The organism is Bradyrhizobium sp. (genome assembly GCF_004799445.1).
GTDB lineage: Bacteria > Pseudomonadota > Alphaproteobacteria > Rhizobiales > Xanthobacteraceae > Bradyrhizobium.
Genome location: NZ_SSNA01000084.1, coordinates 40,883 through 54,114 on the forward strand (window position 1 = coordinate 40,883; position 13,232 = coordinate 54,114).

The window sequence follows — 13,232 nt, forward strand, 5'->3', positions numbered from 1 at the left end:
GCCAATCGAAGGAGCAATGACCATGGATCAATATGCAATGAACCCGAAGACTGTAAGCCAAGCCACAGCTGGTGGCGGCCTGCTGGTGGTAGCCCAGTGGGAAGCCAAGGAGGGGCAAGCCGACAGGGTTGCCGACATTCTGCGGCGCTTTCTGCCGGAGGCACAAAACGATCCGGGCGCGAAACTGTTCCTGATAGGCAGGGGACGAGAAAACCCGGCGCAGTTTCTGTTCTATGAGCTGTTTGTCGACGAGGCGGCTTTGAAGGCGCATCAGGAAAGCGCGTATTTCAAAACCTACATCGCCGGCGAAGCGCTTCCGCTTCTTTCCAGACGCGAGCGGGCGCAATATTCGTTGCTTTAGCCGTCTCGGAAAGGCTCCGCCTGGCTGTTCAATATTGCGGCCAGGACGTCAAGCGAGGCAAAGCAACGAGGGTCGCGTGACGAGTTTTTGCCCTCGTTTGTTTTTGCCCGCTTGACGCGGACCTGCGCAATTCACTCAATCGCCGGTAAAGCGCGACATCAAGATTGGCCGTGGTACTCATTTGATGCATCTCGAAACCATGCGCATGGCGCTTTGGCAGGAAAGCATCAACTTCCTGCTCGCCAACGATGCCGCGCCGATCCCAAACTGAAGCAAACTGGAAGGAGAGACCATGTTTTCCGTGATCTTCGAAGTACTCCCCGCCGAGGGCAAAAAGGACGAATATCTCGGCCTCGCCAAGCATCTGAAGCCGATCATCGAAACCATCGACGGTTTTGTCGACAACGAGCGCTTCGAGAGCCAGCGCCGGCCCGGCTGGGTCTTGTCGCACTCCACCTGGCGCGATGAAAAGTCAGTCGTGCGCTGGCGCACCGAAGGCGAGCATCACGCCGTTCAGGGCAAGGGCCGGTTCGAGATATTCCAGGATTATCATCTGCGCGTCGGCGACGTGACCGCTGATACCGATCCGCCCAGGGAGGCGCCGATTCACGAACGCCGCCTCGATGAAACCGAAGTCGGTGCCGCAAAAATCGTGACCTTTACCGAGATTACGCCGGACAAGGGCGCCGGGTTTGCAGCCCAAATCGATCTGCTGCCGGCCCATCTTGGACTCGATCTCAAGAACGGCGCCGTCATTGATCACGACGTGTTCGCCAGCATCTACAATCCGGGAAAGCTGGCGCTGCTGGTAGGCTGGATCGGTCCGGAAGCGGCCAACGCGTGGTCACCGAAGAAGGTCGACGGCATCGAGCAGCTCCGGCACCGCCAAATCCGCGTCGTGCGCGACTACGGCCGATTTGACCGGCGCGAGGCGCCACAATTCTATCCGGATATCAAGGGGGCGGAGACCAGGCATCCCGAGCCCGCGCACCGCAAGGGCGCGTGAACGCAACCGGGGACAAGCCTAGAACCTCCGTTCCGATTGAATCGGAACGGGAGGCTCTAGTTTTTTGTTTTGACGCGTTTTCTTTGCGCGAACCGGGGCCCACTTCGCTGGAAAACGCTCTAGAACCGCGGCAGTTCGGGGAATGCGAGCTTGCCGCCATGGACGTGCATGCGGCCGAGTTCGGCGCAGCGGTGCAGAGTCGGAAACACCTTGCCGGGATTGAGCAACCCTTGCGCATCGAAAGCGCATTTCAGCCGCTGCTGCTGGTTGAGGTCGATCTCGCTGAACATTTCCGGCATCAGGTCGCGCTTTTCAATCCCGACGCCATGTTCGCCGGTCAGCACGCCGCCAAGCTCGACGCAGGCCCGCAGGATATCGGCGCCGAAGGCCTCCGCCCGCTCCATTTCGCCGGGCTTGTTGGCGTCGTAGAGGATCAGCGGATGCAGATTGCCGTCGCCGGCGTGAAACACGTTGGCGCAGCGCAGATCGTACTTCTTTGACAGCTCGCGGATTCGCGCCAGCGCCTGCGGCAGCGCGCCGCGCGGGATGGTGCCATCCATGCACAGATAATCCGGCGAGATCCGCCCGACGGCGGGAAAGGCCGCCTTGCGGCCGGCCCAGAACAGGTTGCGTTCGGCTTCCGAATTGGAGATCTGGCAGGTGGTCGAGCCGCAGCCCTGGGCGATCGTCTCGACCCGCTTGATCAGTTCGTCGACCTCGACGCGAGGGCCGTCGAGTTCGATGATCAAAAGTGCCTCGACGTCGAGCGGATAGCCGGCATGGACGAATGCTTCGGCGGCATGGATCGCCGGCTTGTCCATCATCTCCATGCCGCCGGGGATGATGCCGGCGCCGATAATCCGCGCCACGCATTCGCCGGCCGCCTCGACCTCGGCGAAGCCGACCATCAGGGCGCGCGCGGTCTCCGGCTTCTGCAGGATTCGCACGGTGATTTCGGTAATGACGCCGAGCAGGCCTTCGGAACCGGTGATGATTCCCATCAGATCGTAGCCGCCGGCCTCGGCGGACTTGCCGCCGATCCTGACGATCTCGCCGGTGATCAGCACGATCTCGCAACCCAGCACATTGTTGGTGGTCATGCCATATTTCAGGCAATGCACGCCGCCGGAATTCTCCGCGACATTGCCGCCGATCGAGCAGGCGATCTGCGACGACGGATCGGGCGCATAATAGAAGCCGGCATCGGCGACGGCCTGGCTGATGGCGAGATTGGTCACCCCCGGCTCGGTCACGACCACGCGGTTGTCGAAATCGATCTCGCGGATACGCTTGAATTTGCCCAGCCCCAGCAGCACGGCGTCCGCGAGCGGCAGTGCGCCGCCGGACAGCGAGGTACCGGAGCCGCGCGGCACCACCTTGATGCCCTCCTCGAAGCAATATTTCAGGACTTGCGCCACCTGCCCGGTGGTGTCCGGAAGCACCACCACCATCGGCGGCTGCCGGTAGGCCATCAGGCCGTCGGACTCGTACGGCACCATTTCGGCCGCACTGTCGATCACGCCCTCGCCTGGCACGATGGCGCGCAACGCTTTGACGATGGCGTCGCGGCGAGCCAAAACCGCCTGATCCGGCGCGGGCATCATGATGGTCACGTCAATTTCTCCTGCCGGGGCCGGGAAGCCCCGTGACTTTGCCGATTTGTCATGACGAATCAAGCACGTCTGGGTCGCGTTGGGTAGGCCACCGGGCGATCAGCGCGCCTTCAATATCCGAAAGGCGTAGGCGAGAAGGTGGAAACCCGAGAGCCATTTCGTGGCTTGTCGATCATGCGCGGCCTATGCAACAAACAGCCGTGGAGAACCCCCAAGCAACGAAGAGCAGATAATGAAAAAATTGACTTTAAGCGCGCTGGTTATCATCGCATCGTCGGCGGCCGTATCGGCGGCGCTGGCGCAGGACGCCGCAGCCGGCAAAACGTCATTCAACAAGTGTCTTGCCTGTCACGCGATCGGGGAAGGCGCCAAGAACAAGGTCGGCCCGGAGCTCAACGGACTGGACGGCCGCAAGTCCGGCACGGCGGAGGGTTATAATTACTCGGATGCCAACAAGAACTCCGGCATCACCTGGAACGAGGCCCAGTTCAAGGAATACATCAAGGATCCGAAGGCGAAGGTTCCCGGCACCAAGATGGCCTTTGCCGGCATCAAGAACGAGAAAGAGATCAACGATCTCTGGGCGTATGTCTCGCAATACGACAAGGACGGGAAGACCAAGTAAGAGCAGGCTGGCACGGGTTGGGGCTTGAGATAGCCCCAACTCGCTCCGCGTTGCGTGCTTACCCTCTAATTCGCCGCAGCAGCCGTGCCGTGCGCGGTTTGGCCGATCAGGGCGTCGATCTCGGAGATCACAAGGTCGGGGACGGCATTCTGGATCATGTGACCGACGCCGGGCAACACGATCAGTTTTGTGCCCGGCACCGCGGCTGCGAACGGCCGTGAATGGATGCCGGTCGACACGATCGTGTCGGCGTCACCTGAAATAACCACCGTCGGCACTCTGATTTCGGGGTAGCGCGGCGCCTGCTCCCCAACCGCGGCCTTCAACGTCACGAGATCGCGGGCGTTGGCGAGGAATTCGCGCGGACGCAGCAATAGCGGCGTCGCGGTGTCCGTGACGAAATTTTCCGGCGCGGTCTGCGGCAAGAACGCCTTGCGGGCGCCGGAATCCGCCAGCAAGAAGCCGAGCGGCAGCGTGATCGTATAGGCCAGCAGCGGACCGACCACGGGCGTGGTGACGACCTGGTTATACCAGCCGACGCCACCGGGCCATGGATAGGCCACCGGCGCCAGCATCACCAGGCCCGCAACGCGCCCAGGATAGTCGAGCGCCATCCGCGCGCCGAGCGCCCCGGCCCATGAATGCCCCACCAGGATCACCTTGCCGACGCCCAGTTTCTCCAGTGCCTCCTCGATCATTCTGCCCTGGATTGCCGGCGTCGAATCGCCCTGGCGCGCGCGCGTACTCCAGCCGTGACCGGGCCGGCCGATCAGGATCACCCGGTGCTTGCCGGCCAGCCTATCGCCAAGCGGCTTGCGCATCGCCTCCAGATTGGCGCTGGCGCCATGGATCAACAGAACGGCCGGACCGGGCGCGTCGCGCGGCCCAATATCGACGACGTTGAGGGTCGCCCCGGCAACCTCCACCATCTCGCCTTGCGCGGGATAGATGCGTTGCAGGACCATGACACCGGCCCGCGTGATCAGCGCCAGCATCACCAGCGCCGTCACTAAAACGACTGGTATCATTGAAGGAATCCGGATCGATCTGGGCACAACCAAGTTACGGTTTGACTAGGGCCGGGTTTCGCGGAGCGGCGAACCCCTTGCAAGTTTTCCACCGTGCGAAGCCTGCGCGAGGCCCGTCTTCATACAACCGTCATCGGCAGCTTTCTATAAGCGTAAGCGGCACTTTTGCGATCCGAAGGGTTCGCGCCTTCGGAGCTTTCGCAAGCTGGCTATCCACATAATCCACAGCAACCCGTGGGGCACCAGAGGGTTATTTCACGGGAAAATTGGAGGATTTCGATGACTTCCGGATCAAATGAAGCCGCCATCGACGAAATCGTCGCCAGATGCAACGGTGACATTCGCGGCGCCTTGAAGGCACTGCTGCTGGTCAACGAGCAGCTGGAAGCGGAGCTGCAACAGCTCCATGCCGTGGTGGCGCATGGCCGACTGACAGGACAGGGCAGCAGCGTTCTGCACTAAAGCGTTTTCAAGCGAAGTGGAGACCGGTTCGCGTCAAGAAAACGCGTCAAATCAAGAATCTAGAGCCCCGTTTCGATTCAATCGAAATGGAAAAGGCTCTAGTCGGCCTTGTTGAAGGGCGGCGTGGTCAGATGTCGCGGCCTTCGACCTTCTCGGTCAGGGTCTTGACCAGTTCCGGCACCTTTTCAAGATGCGGATTGACCGCGAGCGCCTTGCGGAACGCGTCAAGCGCGCGTTTTTCGTCGCCGAGGTCCTGCATGATCATGCCAAGTCCCGCCAGCGCGCCAAAATGGCGCGGCTCGCGGACCAGCACCTGCTCGATATCCTGCAGCGAATGGGTGTAGTCGTTCCTCAGGTAATACAACGTCGCACGCCGGTTCCAGGCCTCGACATAGTCGGGACGCAGCTTGATCACGGCATCGAGCAGCTTCAGCGCGACGTCCATCTGCTGGGCGTCCATGGCGGTCTTGGCGCGCATCATCAGCAGCGCCGCGGTGTCGCTCGGAGTCTGCATCCACAGCGCCCAGATCCGGGACTCGACGTGCTTGGCGCTGGCCTCATCGGGGGCGGCCTTCAGCGCGCCGAACAGGAAATCCAGACCGCGTGTCTTGTCGGCGCCGACCTTCGGCAGTTTGCCAGGGGCCTCCGGGAGCTTTTTCTGCTGCTTCGGCGGGGCGCCCTTTAAATCCTGCGCGGGCGCCGAAATCGGCACCACAGCGCCCATCGCGGTGAGGAGAACAAATATCCGGTAGCTGCGCGCGGCAGGGAATCCCAGAGCCATGGTCAAAGTCTAGACACAGCAAAAGCCGCTTGCAAAGCAGCAAGACGTCAAAGACCCGTGATGACGATAAAACCGCATATCCAGCCCGAAAGGGACCAGATTCAAGCCCGGCTCAGCCGTGCCGGTTCCGCGCGTGCAAGTTCATCCTTGGCGCGCCTTGAAGCGACGCTGGACCTTGTTGATCACATAGACCCGGCCCTTGCGGCGGACCAGACGGTTGTTGCGGTGACGACCGCGCAACGATTTCAGCGAGTTACGGACCTTCATGGGACAATCCTGATGCTTTGAAAGGCCGCGTTCGGCACGATCGTTCGGGGAAACCCGAAAATGGCAAAATAGGCTTTATCCCGCCGGCGGCCGCGCCGCCCGGGACTACGCGCGATCTCTAAGCCATAGATCGGTCGAATGTCAATCCGAACCGGCCATTTTGGGCCTTTTTTGGCCGCCAGGCCCAACCCGCCGGGAATCACCCCCACCCGGGATCCCCGATTGAAATCGCTGGCGAATCAACGCACCGGGAATTCGACCATGGCTTCCCCGGCCGCGACCTGCTCGCCCACCTGGTTACGCACCAGGACGTCGATCAGGACCCAGCGCGAATTCGCGGTGGCCTGCTTGGATTTCACGATGCCGGAGGGCTGGATGGTGTCGCCGGGCCGGACCGGCTTGACCCAGCGGGTCTCGAGACGGCGGTGAACGGCCCCTCGCGGATAGGCCCAATCTGTCATCATCCGCGAGATCAGCCCGAAATTGCTCATGCCGTGCATGATAATGCCGCCGAAATTGGTCTTGCCGAAATTGCCTTTCATGTAGTCGTCGTCGAGATGCAGCGGGTTGTAGTCGAGTGAGGCGTCGCAAAACAAACGGATCGATTCGCGGCTGACCGCGAATTTCGGCCCCTCGATGCTGTCCCCGGACTTCAGGCTTTCAAACGTCGTCGTCATGATCGCGTTCCCTTACGCCGGCCGGATGGTCCAGCCGCGGCCCGAACAGATCACCGCGCCATGCTGGTTGAAGAAGACATTGTCGTGGACCACGAACAACCGTTCGCGCTTGATGAACTTGTCGAGCGCGCGCGCCTCGAGCGTGATGACGTCGTTCGGACGCACCGGAATATGGTAGCTCCATGATTGCCCGGCATTGACGGTGCCCGGGCTGCGCATCCAGTCGTCGGCCGGGGTGCAGGCGAACATCAGCAGGATGTGGATCGAGGGCGGCGCGATCAGCCCGCCATAAAGCGAGGCCCTGGCATAATCCTCATCGAAATAAAGCGGATGATCTTCGCCCACCGAGGCACAATAAAGTTCGATGGCGTCTTTCGTCAGTGTGTAGGGAATGGTCTTGCGCGGCTCGCCGGGAACGATGTCGTCCCAGACTTTCCGCAAATTGGCATGCTTCCAGAAGTCGGTCTCGAAGGCATCCGGCTGCGCCATCTCATCCTCCCCGTTTTCCGTTTTCCGCTGTTTCGCGAATTTGTTATATGGTATAATCAATTTTCCAGCCTATACAATCGGAGCAGCCGCGTCGAGAACCCAAAATGTCCCAATTGAAGCTGCCCAACATCGAAGACGTCGTGGCGATTGACATCCACACCCATGCCGAAGAGCCCTGCGGCATGCATGGCGACGACGGCTATGACGACTTCCAGGCGCAGATGGCCGAGTATTTCAAGTCGCCCAACAAGCATCCGCCGACCGTGCCGGAGACCGCGGCCTATTACCGCGCCAAGAAGATCGCCGCGGTGATCTTCCCGGTCGACGCCGAACGCGAAACCGGATTCCGCCGCTACAACAACTACGAAATGCTGGAAGTCGCCGCCGAAAATTCCGATGTGCTGATTCCCTTCGTCAGCATCGATCCGCATAAGGGCAAGCTCGGCGTTCGCGAGGCGAGGAAGCTGATCGAGGAATTCGGGGTCAAGGGCTTCAAATTCCATCCGACCATGCAGGGCTTCTATCCCAACGACCGGCTGGCCTATCCGCTTTACGAAGCCATCAACGATGGCGGCGCGATTGCGCTGTTTCACACCGGCCAGACCGGCGTCGGAAGCGGCATGCCCGGCGGCATGGGGATGCGGCTGAAATATTCCAACCCGATGTACATGGACGATGTCGCGGCGGACTTCCCGGATCTGAAGATCATCCTCGCGCATCCTTCCTTCCCCTGGCAGGAAGAGGCGCTGTCGGTCGCGACCCACAAGCCGAATGTCTATATCGATCTGTCCGGCTGGTCGCCGAAATATTTCCCGCCGATCCTGGTGCGCTACATCAACTCCATTCTGCAGGACAAGATGCTGTTCGGCTCGGACTGGCCGGTGATCACGCCCGATCGCTGGATGGCGGATTTTGCCAAGCTCGAGATCCGCGACGACATCAGGCCCAAGGTGCTGAAGATCAATGCCCGCAGACTGCTCGGAATCTGAGCCTTTCCGGGTGCCGTCAACACGGCTACCATACAGCGTGGCCCTTCAGTGGAGGAACGCAGCCGTGATCAATTCCAAAGATGCCGTGGTCTGGATTAACCGTTCGACTCGCGAGGTCCGTGTTCTAGCAAAGGGCCAAAATCGCAGTGAAACTCCAAGTACGGAGTGGGGCGATCCTATCGGGGCCGCCTATTCCGAATGGCAGGATGCGAGTGACCATGAGCGTATTTTGCTGATGTTGGAAACGGCGATTGATCTGGCGATGCAGGGCTTTGATCTCGGCAATGTTCTCCGCGCGTTTGCAGAGGTGAAAGAATTCAGGGCGCTGGGATCAGCCAGCTTTCCCATGTGCCGGGCGCTGACATCAGCCCTGGTCGGCCGGTGCCTTGAACCGAATACGATGAGCTTTGAAGAGTTGTTGGAGCGGTATCGGCCCGGTCGCGGCTAAAGGCACTGCAAAGGACAAAGACCTCAGGTTGCTTGGATCAACTTTCGTGGCGACATCATCTTCGCGCCATCATGGGCAGTTTTCACATGGATATTGGAGTCGTCAAGAACGCGCTTGGCTCCCTGGATAAGTTACTGAGCAACGCGAAAAGCGCCCTTTGGGACATCGAGAGAGGAGCATGGGGCGCTTCGGGTTTCGGCGAAGGTGGAGGATACGAGTTTCCTCGCTCCGCGATGGCAACGTTCTTGGAAGAGCTTCATGATATCCTCTTAGTGATTTTGGAGGCGGCCAACCTGCCCGGCACACGCACCTCTCTTGTCGAGGCATGGCGTGGGTTTTTGAATCAAGGTCTTCAACACACTGACAACAACCAGGACCTCCAAACCTGTGAGAGCCCAGCCCTGACGTATTTCGAGCGCCTGATACAAGGCTTGCGAATGGCCGTGAGCAAAGAGATGTCGAGCGAGGAAGCGTGGACCTTGGGTAGGCTAGAGGCTATGCTGCGCGGTACCTCGGCGCTCGTGCACAGGAGGGGTCCTGCACCGGCAAAGGAGGCTGAACTCCAAGCAACTATGCACGACTATCTTTCGGCGTGCTTTTCCGGCGACTTCATACGTATCCCGATCATCGGCGGGGTCCTAAAAAACTTTAAACCTGATTGCGGGATCAGGAGTGTCGGCGCTGCCATTGAGTTCAAGTTCGTCCGCGATAAAAAGGATGTGAGCATCGCCTCTAGCGGCATTTTCGAGGACACGGCCGGATACAAGGGTTCAAAGGATTGGACGCGTTTCTACTCTGTGATCTACCAAGCTGAACCATTTATGATGGAAAGCGAGCTTGAGGGCGATTTGAAACGCATTGGCGCCGTAGCCTGGAAGCCAATCGTCGTAAATGGACAAGTCAAAGGGTCCATTAAAGGTCAGGCAAAAAGAACGAGTAACAAGGCGTAGCCCATTTAGAAGATAAAAGGGATACCACCTTTGAATCGACCGGGTCCTTCGGGCTGAGGTAACCATAAGAATAATCCCATGACGATCAAAGCCGTTGTATTCGACGCCTACGGCACGCTCTACGACATTCAATCGGTAGCGGCCGTTACCGAGGAGGCGTTTCCCGGGTACGGCGAGTTCATCACCCAGATCTGGCGCATCAAGCAGCTCGAATATACCTGGCTGCGCTCGCTGATGCGGCGCTATCAGGATTTCTCAGTCATTACACGGGACTCGCTCGCCTATGCCATCAGAGTGCTCGGGCTGAAACACGATGCGGCGACGTTCGAGCGCATCATGGACAAGTATCTGCACCTCGATCTTTATCCGGATGCGGTGACCGCGCTTGTGGCGATGAAGGGCCGCAAGCTCGCCATTCTTTCCAACGGCTCTGCCGGGATGCTCAACGCGCTGGTGCGCAACAGCGGTCTCGACCGCGTGCTCGATGCCACCATCAGCATCGACTCCCAAAAAATCTTCAAGCCTGCGCCGGACGCCTACACCCTGATCGAAACAACGCTTGGCGTGCCGCCGGCCGAAGTGCTGTTCGTGTCGTCGAACCCGTGGGATGCTTGTGGCGCCAAGTCCTTTGGACTAAACGTCGCCTGGATCGAGCGGGTGATGCCGGAAGCGATGGCGCTGGCCTGCGTCAAAACTGACATGGTCGCGCCGCTCACGATGTTCAAGGCGATCCGCACGCAGATGGACGAACTCGGGATCCCGCCGGACTATCGCATCCATGCCTTGTCAGAATTGCCCGAGCTAGTCGCCCGCCCATGAGCCTTGAATCCGTCCGCGCTTTTTTCGCCGAGAACGCGCCTGATATCACCGTGATCGTATCGCCGATGAGTTCGGCCACCGTAGCGCTGGCCGCCGAGGCCTATGGCGTCGAACCGGCGCGGATCGCCAAGACGCTGAGTTTAAGGGTCGGCGAACAGGTGATCCTGATCGTCGCCAGCGGCACCGCACGGATGGACAACAAGAAGGTCAAGGCGCGCTTCGGCGGCAAGCCGAAGATGCTCGGCCTTGACGAGGTCGCCGACATCACCGGCCACGAAGTCGGCGGCGTCTGCCCGTTCGGCCTGAAGGCGCCGTTGCCGGTGTACTGCGACGTTTCGCTGAAGGCATTCGACGAGGTGGTGCCGGCGGCAGGCTCGATCCACAGCGCCGTCCGAATCGCGCCGGCGCGAATGGCCGAGCTGGTCGAAGCCGAATGGGTCGATGTCTGCTGAGGATCAGCCTATTGGAAATCCCGTCGCCTCGGCACGCCCTGCGGGGCCGCGCTCGGTTGAGGTGCCCCCGTATCCGAGCTTGCACTCGAATCGAATACCGCACGGCAAGGCCCGCTCAGCTGCGACGTATTTTGCTGCAAGCAGGCAACGATCCGATTGACGTCGGGAATCTGTGCACCGCAGAGCCGGAACACGTCAGGCGTGCAGGCCATCTGTTGTTGCATGGTTCCCCGATACTCCTGCGAAAAAGCGAGCGTCTGACAGCTGACGCCGCAGGCAATTGATATCGCAAGAATCAGGAAATTTCGGCGCGCTGACATATCCGATCCTTCCTATTGGCGTGCATGTTCATTCAGACAAACCGGTCTGCCCACGGTTCAAAATAAATGGGGCCGCTGAAGGTTCGCTCCGAACAACAAAATGTGAGGCCAGCCGCTTCGTGCTCGGCGGATTGCATCATTCCTGGGCACTTCCAGCGGGTCCGCGCAAAGCCCGACCCGATGGATGGCTCCAAGGCGGACCCTGAAAATGACGAGTTCCCCTACTCCACCTTGCCGATCTTCTTCACCGCCGCGACCAGGCGTGCGCTGTCGGTTTCGAAAAATTTCGAGAATTCCGGCGCGTCCATGTAGGCGACCGGGCTGCCCGCGGTTTCAAAGGTCTTGATGACTTCCGGACTTTTCACGGCCTGCGCCATCGCCTCGCGCAGCCGCATCATGATCGGCGCCGGCAGCGCCTTTTGTGCGAACAGCCCCGCCCAGATGTAGAACTCGACATCCTTGTAGCCGAGTTCCCTGAACGTCGGCAGATCGGGGAAGCTCGCGATCCGCTCTGCGCCCCAGTTGGCAAGCACGCGCATCTTGCCGTCGTCGACCTGCTGCTTCAGCGTGCCCGGCGCCGACGCCAGCGCCTGCACCGTCCCGGTCAGGATCGCGTTGAGCGCGGGACCGGCGCCGCGAAACGGGATGTGCAGCAATTTGATGCCGGCGGAGGCCGCAAACATTTCCATCGCCACATGCAGCGTGCCATAGGGTCCCGATGAACCGTAGGGAATTTCGCCGGGGCGCTTCTTGGCGTCGTCGACGAAATCCTGCAGCGTCTTCCACGGCGCCGAGGCCGGCACCGCGAGCAACGTGGGATCGGCGAGGACGCGCGCCACCGGCGCGAATTGCGAGACTTCATAAACCGGCGGACGGTCGAACAGCCGGTCGGCCTCCGGCAGCACCGCCAGTGACGACAGCGTCATCAGCAAGGTGTGGCCATCCGGCTCGGCGCGCGCGGCCGCGGCGTTGCCGATCGCTCCACCGGCGCCGCCGGCGCGGTTGTCGACGATGACGGACTTGCCCAGAAGCTTCTCCAGCGCCAGCGCCACGGGCCGCGCGGCGAGATCGGCCTGGCCGCCGGCCGGAAACGGCACGATCATGGTGATGGTGTGGGCCGGCCACGCGGCTTGCGCGACGACGGGAGTCGGGCGCGCGACCTGCAGCAGCGGCACCACGGCAGCGGCCTTGAGAACTTCACGTCGATTCATCGGCAGCTTCCCCCCGGAGATTTTTATTTTTCGTCATTGGGTGCAGCCTATAGCCTGAACCAAAGGATCGGCAAAGGCGCTTGGCGACACGGGCGGGGCGCGTTTGGACCGTGCCCAAACCGCGTTGCCATGACCTTATCGGGCGAGAAATTCCGGCAGGCTCTTGTCGAGAACTTCGCCAAGGAGTTTCCGCGTCGCGTCGCGCATCGCCGGCGTGTTGGCCGCCTCGGGCGGTTCAGGCCACCAGGAGTCATCAAGATCCCTGGTCACCGGCCCCGATAGAAAATTATTTCCGCCAAGCGACCCGGTCCCACTCTTGAGCACAGCGAAGGTTTGGCCGTCGTGGACATGGATGCGCACCACGGCGTGGAGTCGGGTACTGCTCAGAATCGGGCGTCCGCTGTTGACGATGCCGAGGCCAAAGATCGATTGGTTTCCGACATATTGGCTAACGGCCCTCGTCACGACGACGTAACGCTCGCATTGCGTCTGCGCCGCGGCCTGTCGAACGATGGCCGGCGCTTTCGTGTCGAGGTTCTGGAACATTCCGATTCCCGGAACGTAGCCATCGAAGGCGCCTTTGGCATACGCGATCCTGCGCACGGCAATGCCCGAACCGACGGCGGCGCGCACGCGCTCGACGACGAGATCATCGAGCCCCCAATTATCAACGGTAATTTCCTTGAATTCGTTGCCGAACACCGTGATCCCGATCTTCTTGACCCCAAAGCGGT

The 13,232-nt window shown here is 60.7% G+C and carries 17 protein-coding genes; 9 read left to right on the forward strand and 8 right to left on the reverse strand.

What is annotated here, in order from left to right:
* Positions 1-22: 22 nt before the first annotated feature.
* Positions 23-361: an antibiotic biosynthesis monooxygenase family protein gene (locus tag E8A46_RS11560; protein WP_291560586.1), complete on the forward strand. Its 339-nt coding sequence runs from the start codon at positions 23-25 to the stop codon at positions 359-361.
* A 292-nt stretch (positions 362-653) separates the two neighbouring features.
* Positions 654-1,367 (forward strand): antibiotic biosynthesis monooxygenase, encoded by a 714-nt coding sequence (locus E8A46_RS11565; RefSeq protein ID WP_291560589.1) that lies wholly within the window; start codon positions 654-656, stop codon positions 1,365-1,367.
* A 119-nt stretch (positions 1,368-1,486) separates the two neighbouring features.
* Here the strand turns inward: E8A46_RS11565 and E8A46_RS11570 are convergent, their stop codons facing one another.
* On the reverse strand, positions 1,487-2,980 hold the full coding sequence (locus E8A46_RS11570) for an FAD-linked oxidase C-terminal domain-containing protein (RefSeq protein WP_291560591.1): 1,494 nt from the start codon (positions 2,978-2,980) through the stop codon (positions 1,487-1,489).
* A gap of 232 nt (positions 2,981-3,212) precedes the next feature.
* On the opposite strand from E8A46_RS11570, the gene cycA reads away from it, so the two are divergent.
* Positions 3,213-3,605 carry a cytochrome c-550 CycA gene (cycA, locus tag E8A46_RS11575; RefSeq protein WP_291560594.1) on the forward strand — a complete coding sequence of 131 codons (393 nt, stop codon included), beginning with the start codon at positions 3,213-3,215 and terminating at the stop codon, positions 3,603-3,605.
* Between the two features lie 65 nt (positions 3,606-3,670).
* Here the strand turns inward: cycA and E8A46_RS11580 are convergent, their stop codons facing one another.
* Entirely contained in the window at positions 3,671-4,633 is a 963-nt protein-coding gene (locus E8A46_RS11580; protein ID WP_291560596.1) for an alpha/beta hydrolase, read from the reverse strand.
* Positions 4,634-4,912: 279 nt separating this feature from the next.
* Here E8A46_RS11580 and E8A46_RS11585 point away from each other — a divergent pair, with 279 nt between their 5' ends.
* Complete coding sequence (locus E8A46_RS11585) at positions 4,913-5,095, forward strand: hypothetical protein (protein WP_291560598.1); 183 nt, start codon at positions 4,913-4,915, stop codon at positions 5,093-5,095.
* A gap of 127 nt (positions 5,096-5,222) precedes the next feature.
* Here the strand turns inward: E8A46_RS11585 and E8A46_RS11590 are convergent, their stop codons facing one another.
* From E8A46_RS11590 to E8A46_RS11605, 4 genes are all read right to left on the reverse strand, one after another.
* Positions 5,223-5,876, reverse strand: coding sequence for a tetratricopeptide repeat protein (locus E8A46_RS11590; protein WP_291560601.1), 654 nt, complete (start codon positions 5,874-5,876; stop codon positions 5,223-5,225).
* Between the two features lie 141 nt (positions 5,877-6,017).
* The gene (gene ykgO / locus E8A46_RS11595) at positions 6,018-6,143 is read right to left on the reverse strand and encodes a type B 50S ribosomal protein L36 (protein ID WP_002718645.1); all 126 of its coding nucleotides are present in this window, start codon (positions 6,141-6,143) and stop codon (positions 6,018-6,020) included.
* Positions 6,144-6,382: 239 nt separating this feature from the next.
* Positions 6,383-6,820 carry a MaoC family dehydratase gene (locus tag E8A46_RS11600; protein WP_291560603.1) on the reverse strand — a complete coding sequence of 146 codons (438 nt, stop codon included), beginning with the start codon at positions 6,818-6,820 and terminating at the stop codon, positions 6,383-6,385.
* A gap of 12 nt (positions 6,821-6,832) precedes the next feature.
* Positions 6,833-7,309, reverse strand: a complete 477-nt coding sequence (locus E8A46_RS11605) for a MaoC family dehydratase (RefSeq protein ID WP_291560605.1) — start codon at positions 7,307-7,309, stop codon at positions 6,833-6,835.
* Positions 7,310-7,413: 104 nt separating this feature from the next.
* Between E8A46_RS11605 and E8A46_RS11610 the strand changes: the two genes are divergently transcribed.
* The 5 genes from E8A46_RS11610 to E8A46_RS11630 all read left to right on the forward strand — a co-directional run bounded on the left by E8A46_RS11610 (position 7,414) and on the right by E8A46_RS11630 (position 10,967).
* The gene (locus E8A46_RS11610; RefSeq protein ID WP_291560608.1) at positions 7,414-8,298 is read left to right on the forward strand and encodes an amidohydrolase family protein; all 885 of its coding nucleotides are present in this window, start codon (positions 7,414-7,416) and stop codon (positions 8,296-8,298) included.
* Positions 8,299-8,362: 64 nt separating this feature from the next.
* On the forward strand, positions 8,363-8,746 hold the full coding sequence (locus tag E8A46_RS11615) for a hypothetical protein (RefSeq protein ID WP_291560610.1): 384 nt from the start codon (positions 8,363-8,365) through the stop codon (positions 8,744-8,746).
* Positions 8,747-8,778: 32 nt separating this feature from the next.
* Positions 8,779-9,696, forward strand: coding sequence for a hypothetical protein (locus E8A46_RS11620; protein WP_291560611.1), 918 nt, complete (start codon positions 8,779-8,781; stop codon positions 9,694-9,696).
* A gap of 78 nt (positions 9,697-9,774) precedes the next feature.
* Entirely contained in the window at positions 9,775-10,515 is a 741-nt protein-coding gene (locus tag E8A46_RS11625) for a haloacid dehalogenase type II (protein ID WP_291560613.1), read from the forward strand.
* Positions 10,512-10,967, forward strand: coding sequence for a YbaK/EbsC family protein (locus tag E8A46_RS11630; protein ID WP_291560614.1), 456 nt, complete (start codon positions 10,512-10,514; stop codon positions 10,965-10,967). The genes E8A46_RS11625 and E8A46_RS11630 overlap by 4 nt, the downstream gene beginning before the upstream one ends.
* Positions 10,968-11,508: 541 nt before the next feature.
* On the opposite strand, the gene E8A46_RS11640 is transcribed toward E8A46_RS11630, so the two are convergent.
* Both E8A46_RS11640 and E8A46_RS11645 read right to left on the reverse strand, forming a co-directional pair.
* Positions 11,509-12,498 carry a tripartite tricarboxylate transporter substrate binding protein gene (locus tag E8A46_RS11640; protein WP_291560619.1) on the reverse strand — a complete coding sequence of 330 codons (990 nt, stop codon included), beginning with the start codon at positions 12,496-12,498 and terminating at the stop codon, positions 11,509-11,511.
* Positions 12,499-12,633: 135 nt separating this feature from the next.
* On the reverse strand, positions 12,634-13,232 hold a 599-nt coding region (locus E8A46_RS11645; RefSeq protein ID WP_291560621.1), incomplete at its 5' end, for a hypothetical protein.

Bases quoted from the DNA above. Each gene is read 5' to 3' on its own strand.
- E8A46_RS11560 (WP_291560586.1), top strand. From the start codon at position 23: ATGGATCAATATGCAATGAACCCGAAGACTGTAAGCCAAGCCACAGCT.
- E8A46_RS11565 (WP_291560589.1), top strand. From the start codon at position 654: ATGTTTTCCGTGATCTTCGAAGTACTCCCCGCCGAGGGCAAAAAGGAC.
- cycA (WP_291560594.1), top strand. From the start codon at position 3,213: ATGAAAAAATTGACTTTAAGCGCGCTGGTTATCATCGCATCGTCGGCG.
- E8A46_RS11580 (WP_291560596.1), bottom strand. From the start codon at position 4,633: ATGATACCAGTCGTTTTAGTGACGGCGCTGGTGATGCTGGCGCTGATC.
- E8A46_RS11585 (WP_291560598.1), top strand. From the start codon at position 4,913: ATGACTTCCGGATCAAATGAAGCCGCCATCGACGAAATCGTCGCCAGA.
- E8A46_RS11590 (WP_291560601.1), bottom strand. From the start codon at position 5,876: ATGGCTCTGGGATTCCCTGCCGCGCGCAGCTACCGGATATTTGTTCTC.
- ykgO (WP_002718645.1), bottom strand. From the start codon at position 6,143: ATGAAGGTCCGTAACTCGCTGAAATCGTTGCGCGGTCGTCACCGCAAC.
- E8A46_RS11600 (WP_291560603.1), bottom strand. From the start codon at position 6,820: ATGACGACGACGTTTGAAAGCCTGAAGTCCGGGGACAGCATCGAGGGG.
- E8A46_RS11605 (WP_291560605.1), bottom strand. From the start codon at position 7,309: ATGGCGCAGCCGGATGCCTTCGAGACCGACTTCTGGAAGCATGCCAAT.
- E8A46_RS11610 (WP_291560608.1), top strand. From the start codon at position 7,414: ATGTCCCAATTGAAGCTGCCCAACATCGAAGACGTCGTGGCGATTGAC.
- E8A46_RS11625 (WP_291560613.1), top strand. From the start codon at position 9,775: ATGACGATCAAAGCCGTTGTATTCGACGCCTACGGCACGCTCTACGAC.
- E8A46_RS11630 (WP_291560614.1), top strand. From the start codon at position 10,512: ATGAGCCTTGAATCCGTCCGCGCTTTTTTCGCCGAGAACGCGCCTGAT.
- E8A46_RS11640 (WP_291560619.1), bottom strand. From the start codon at position 12,498: ATGAATCGACGTGAAGTTCTCAAGGCCGCTGCCGTGGTGCCGCTGCTG.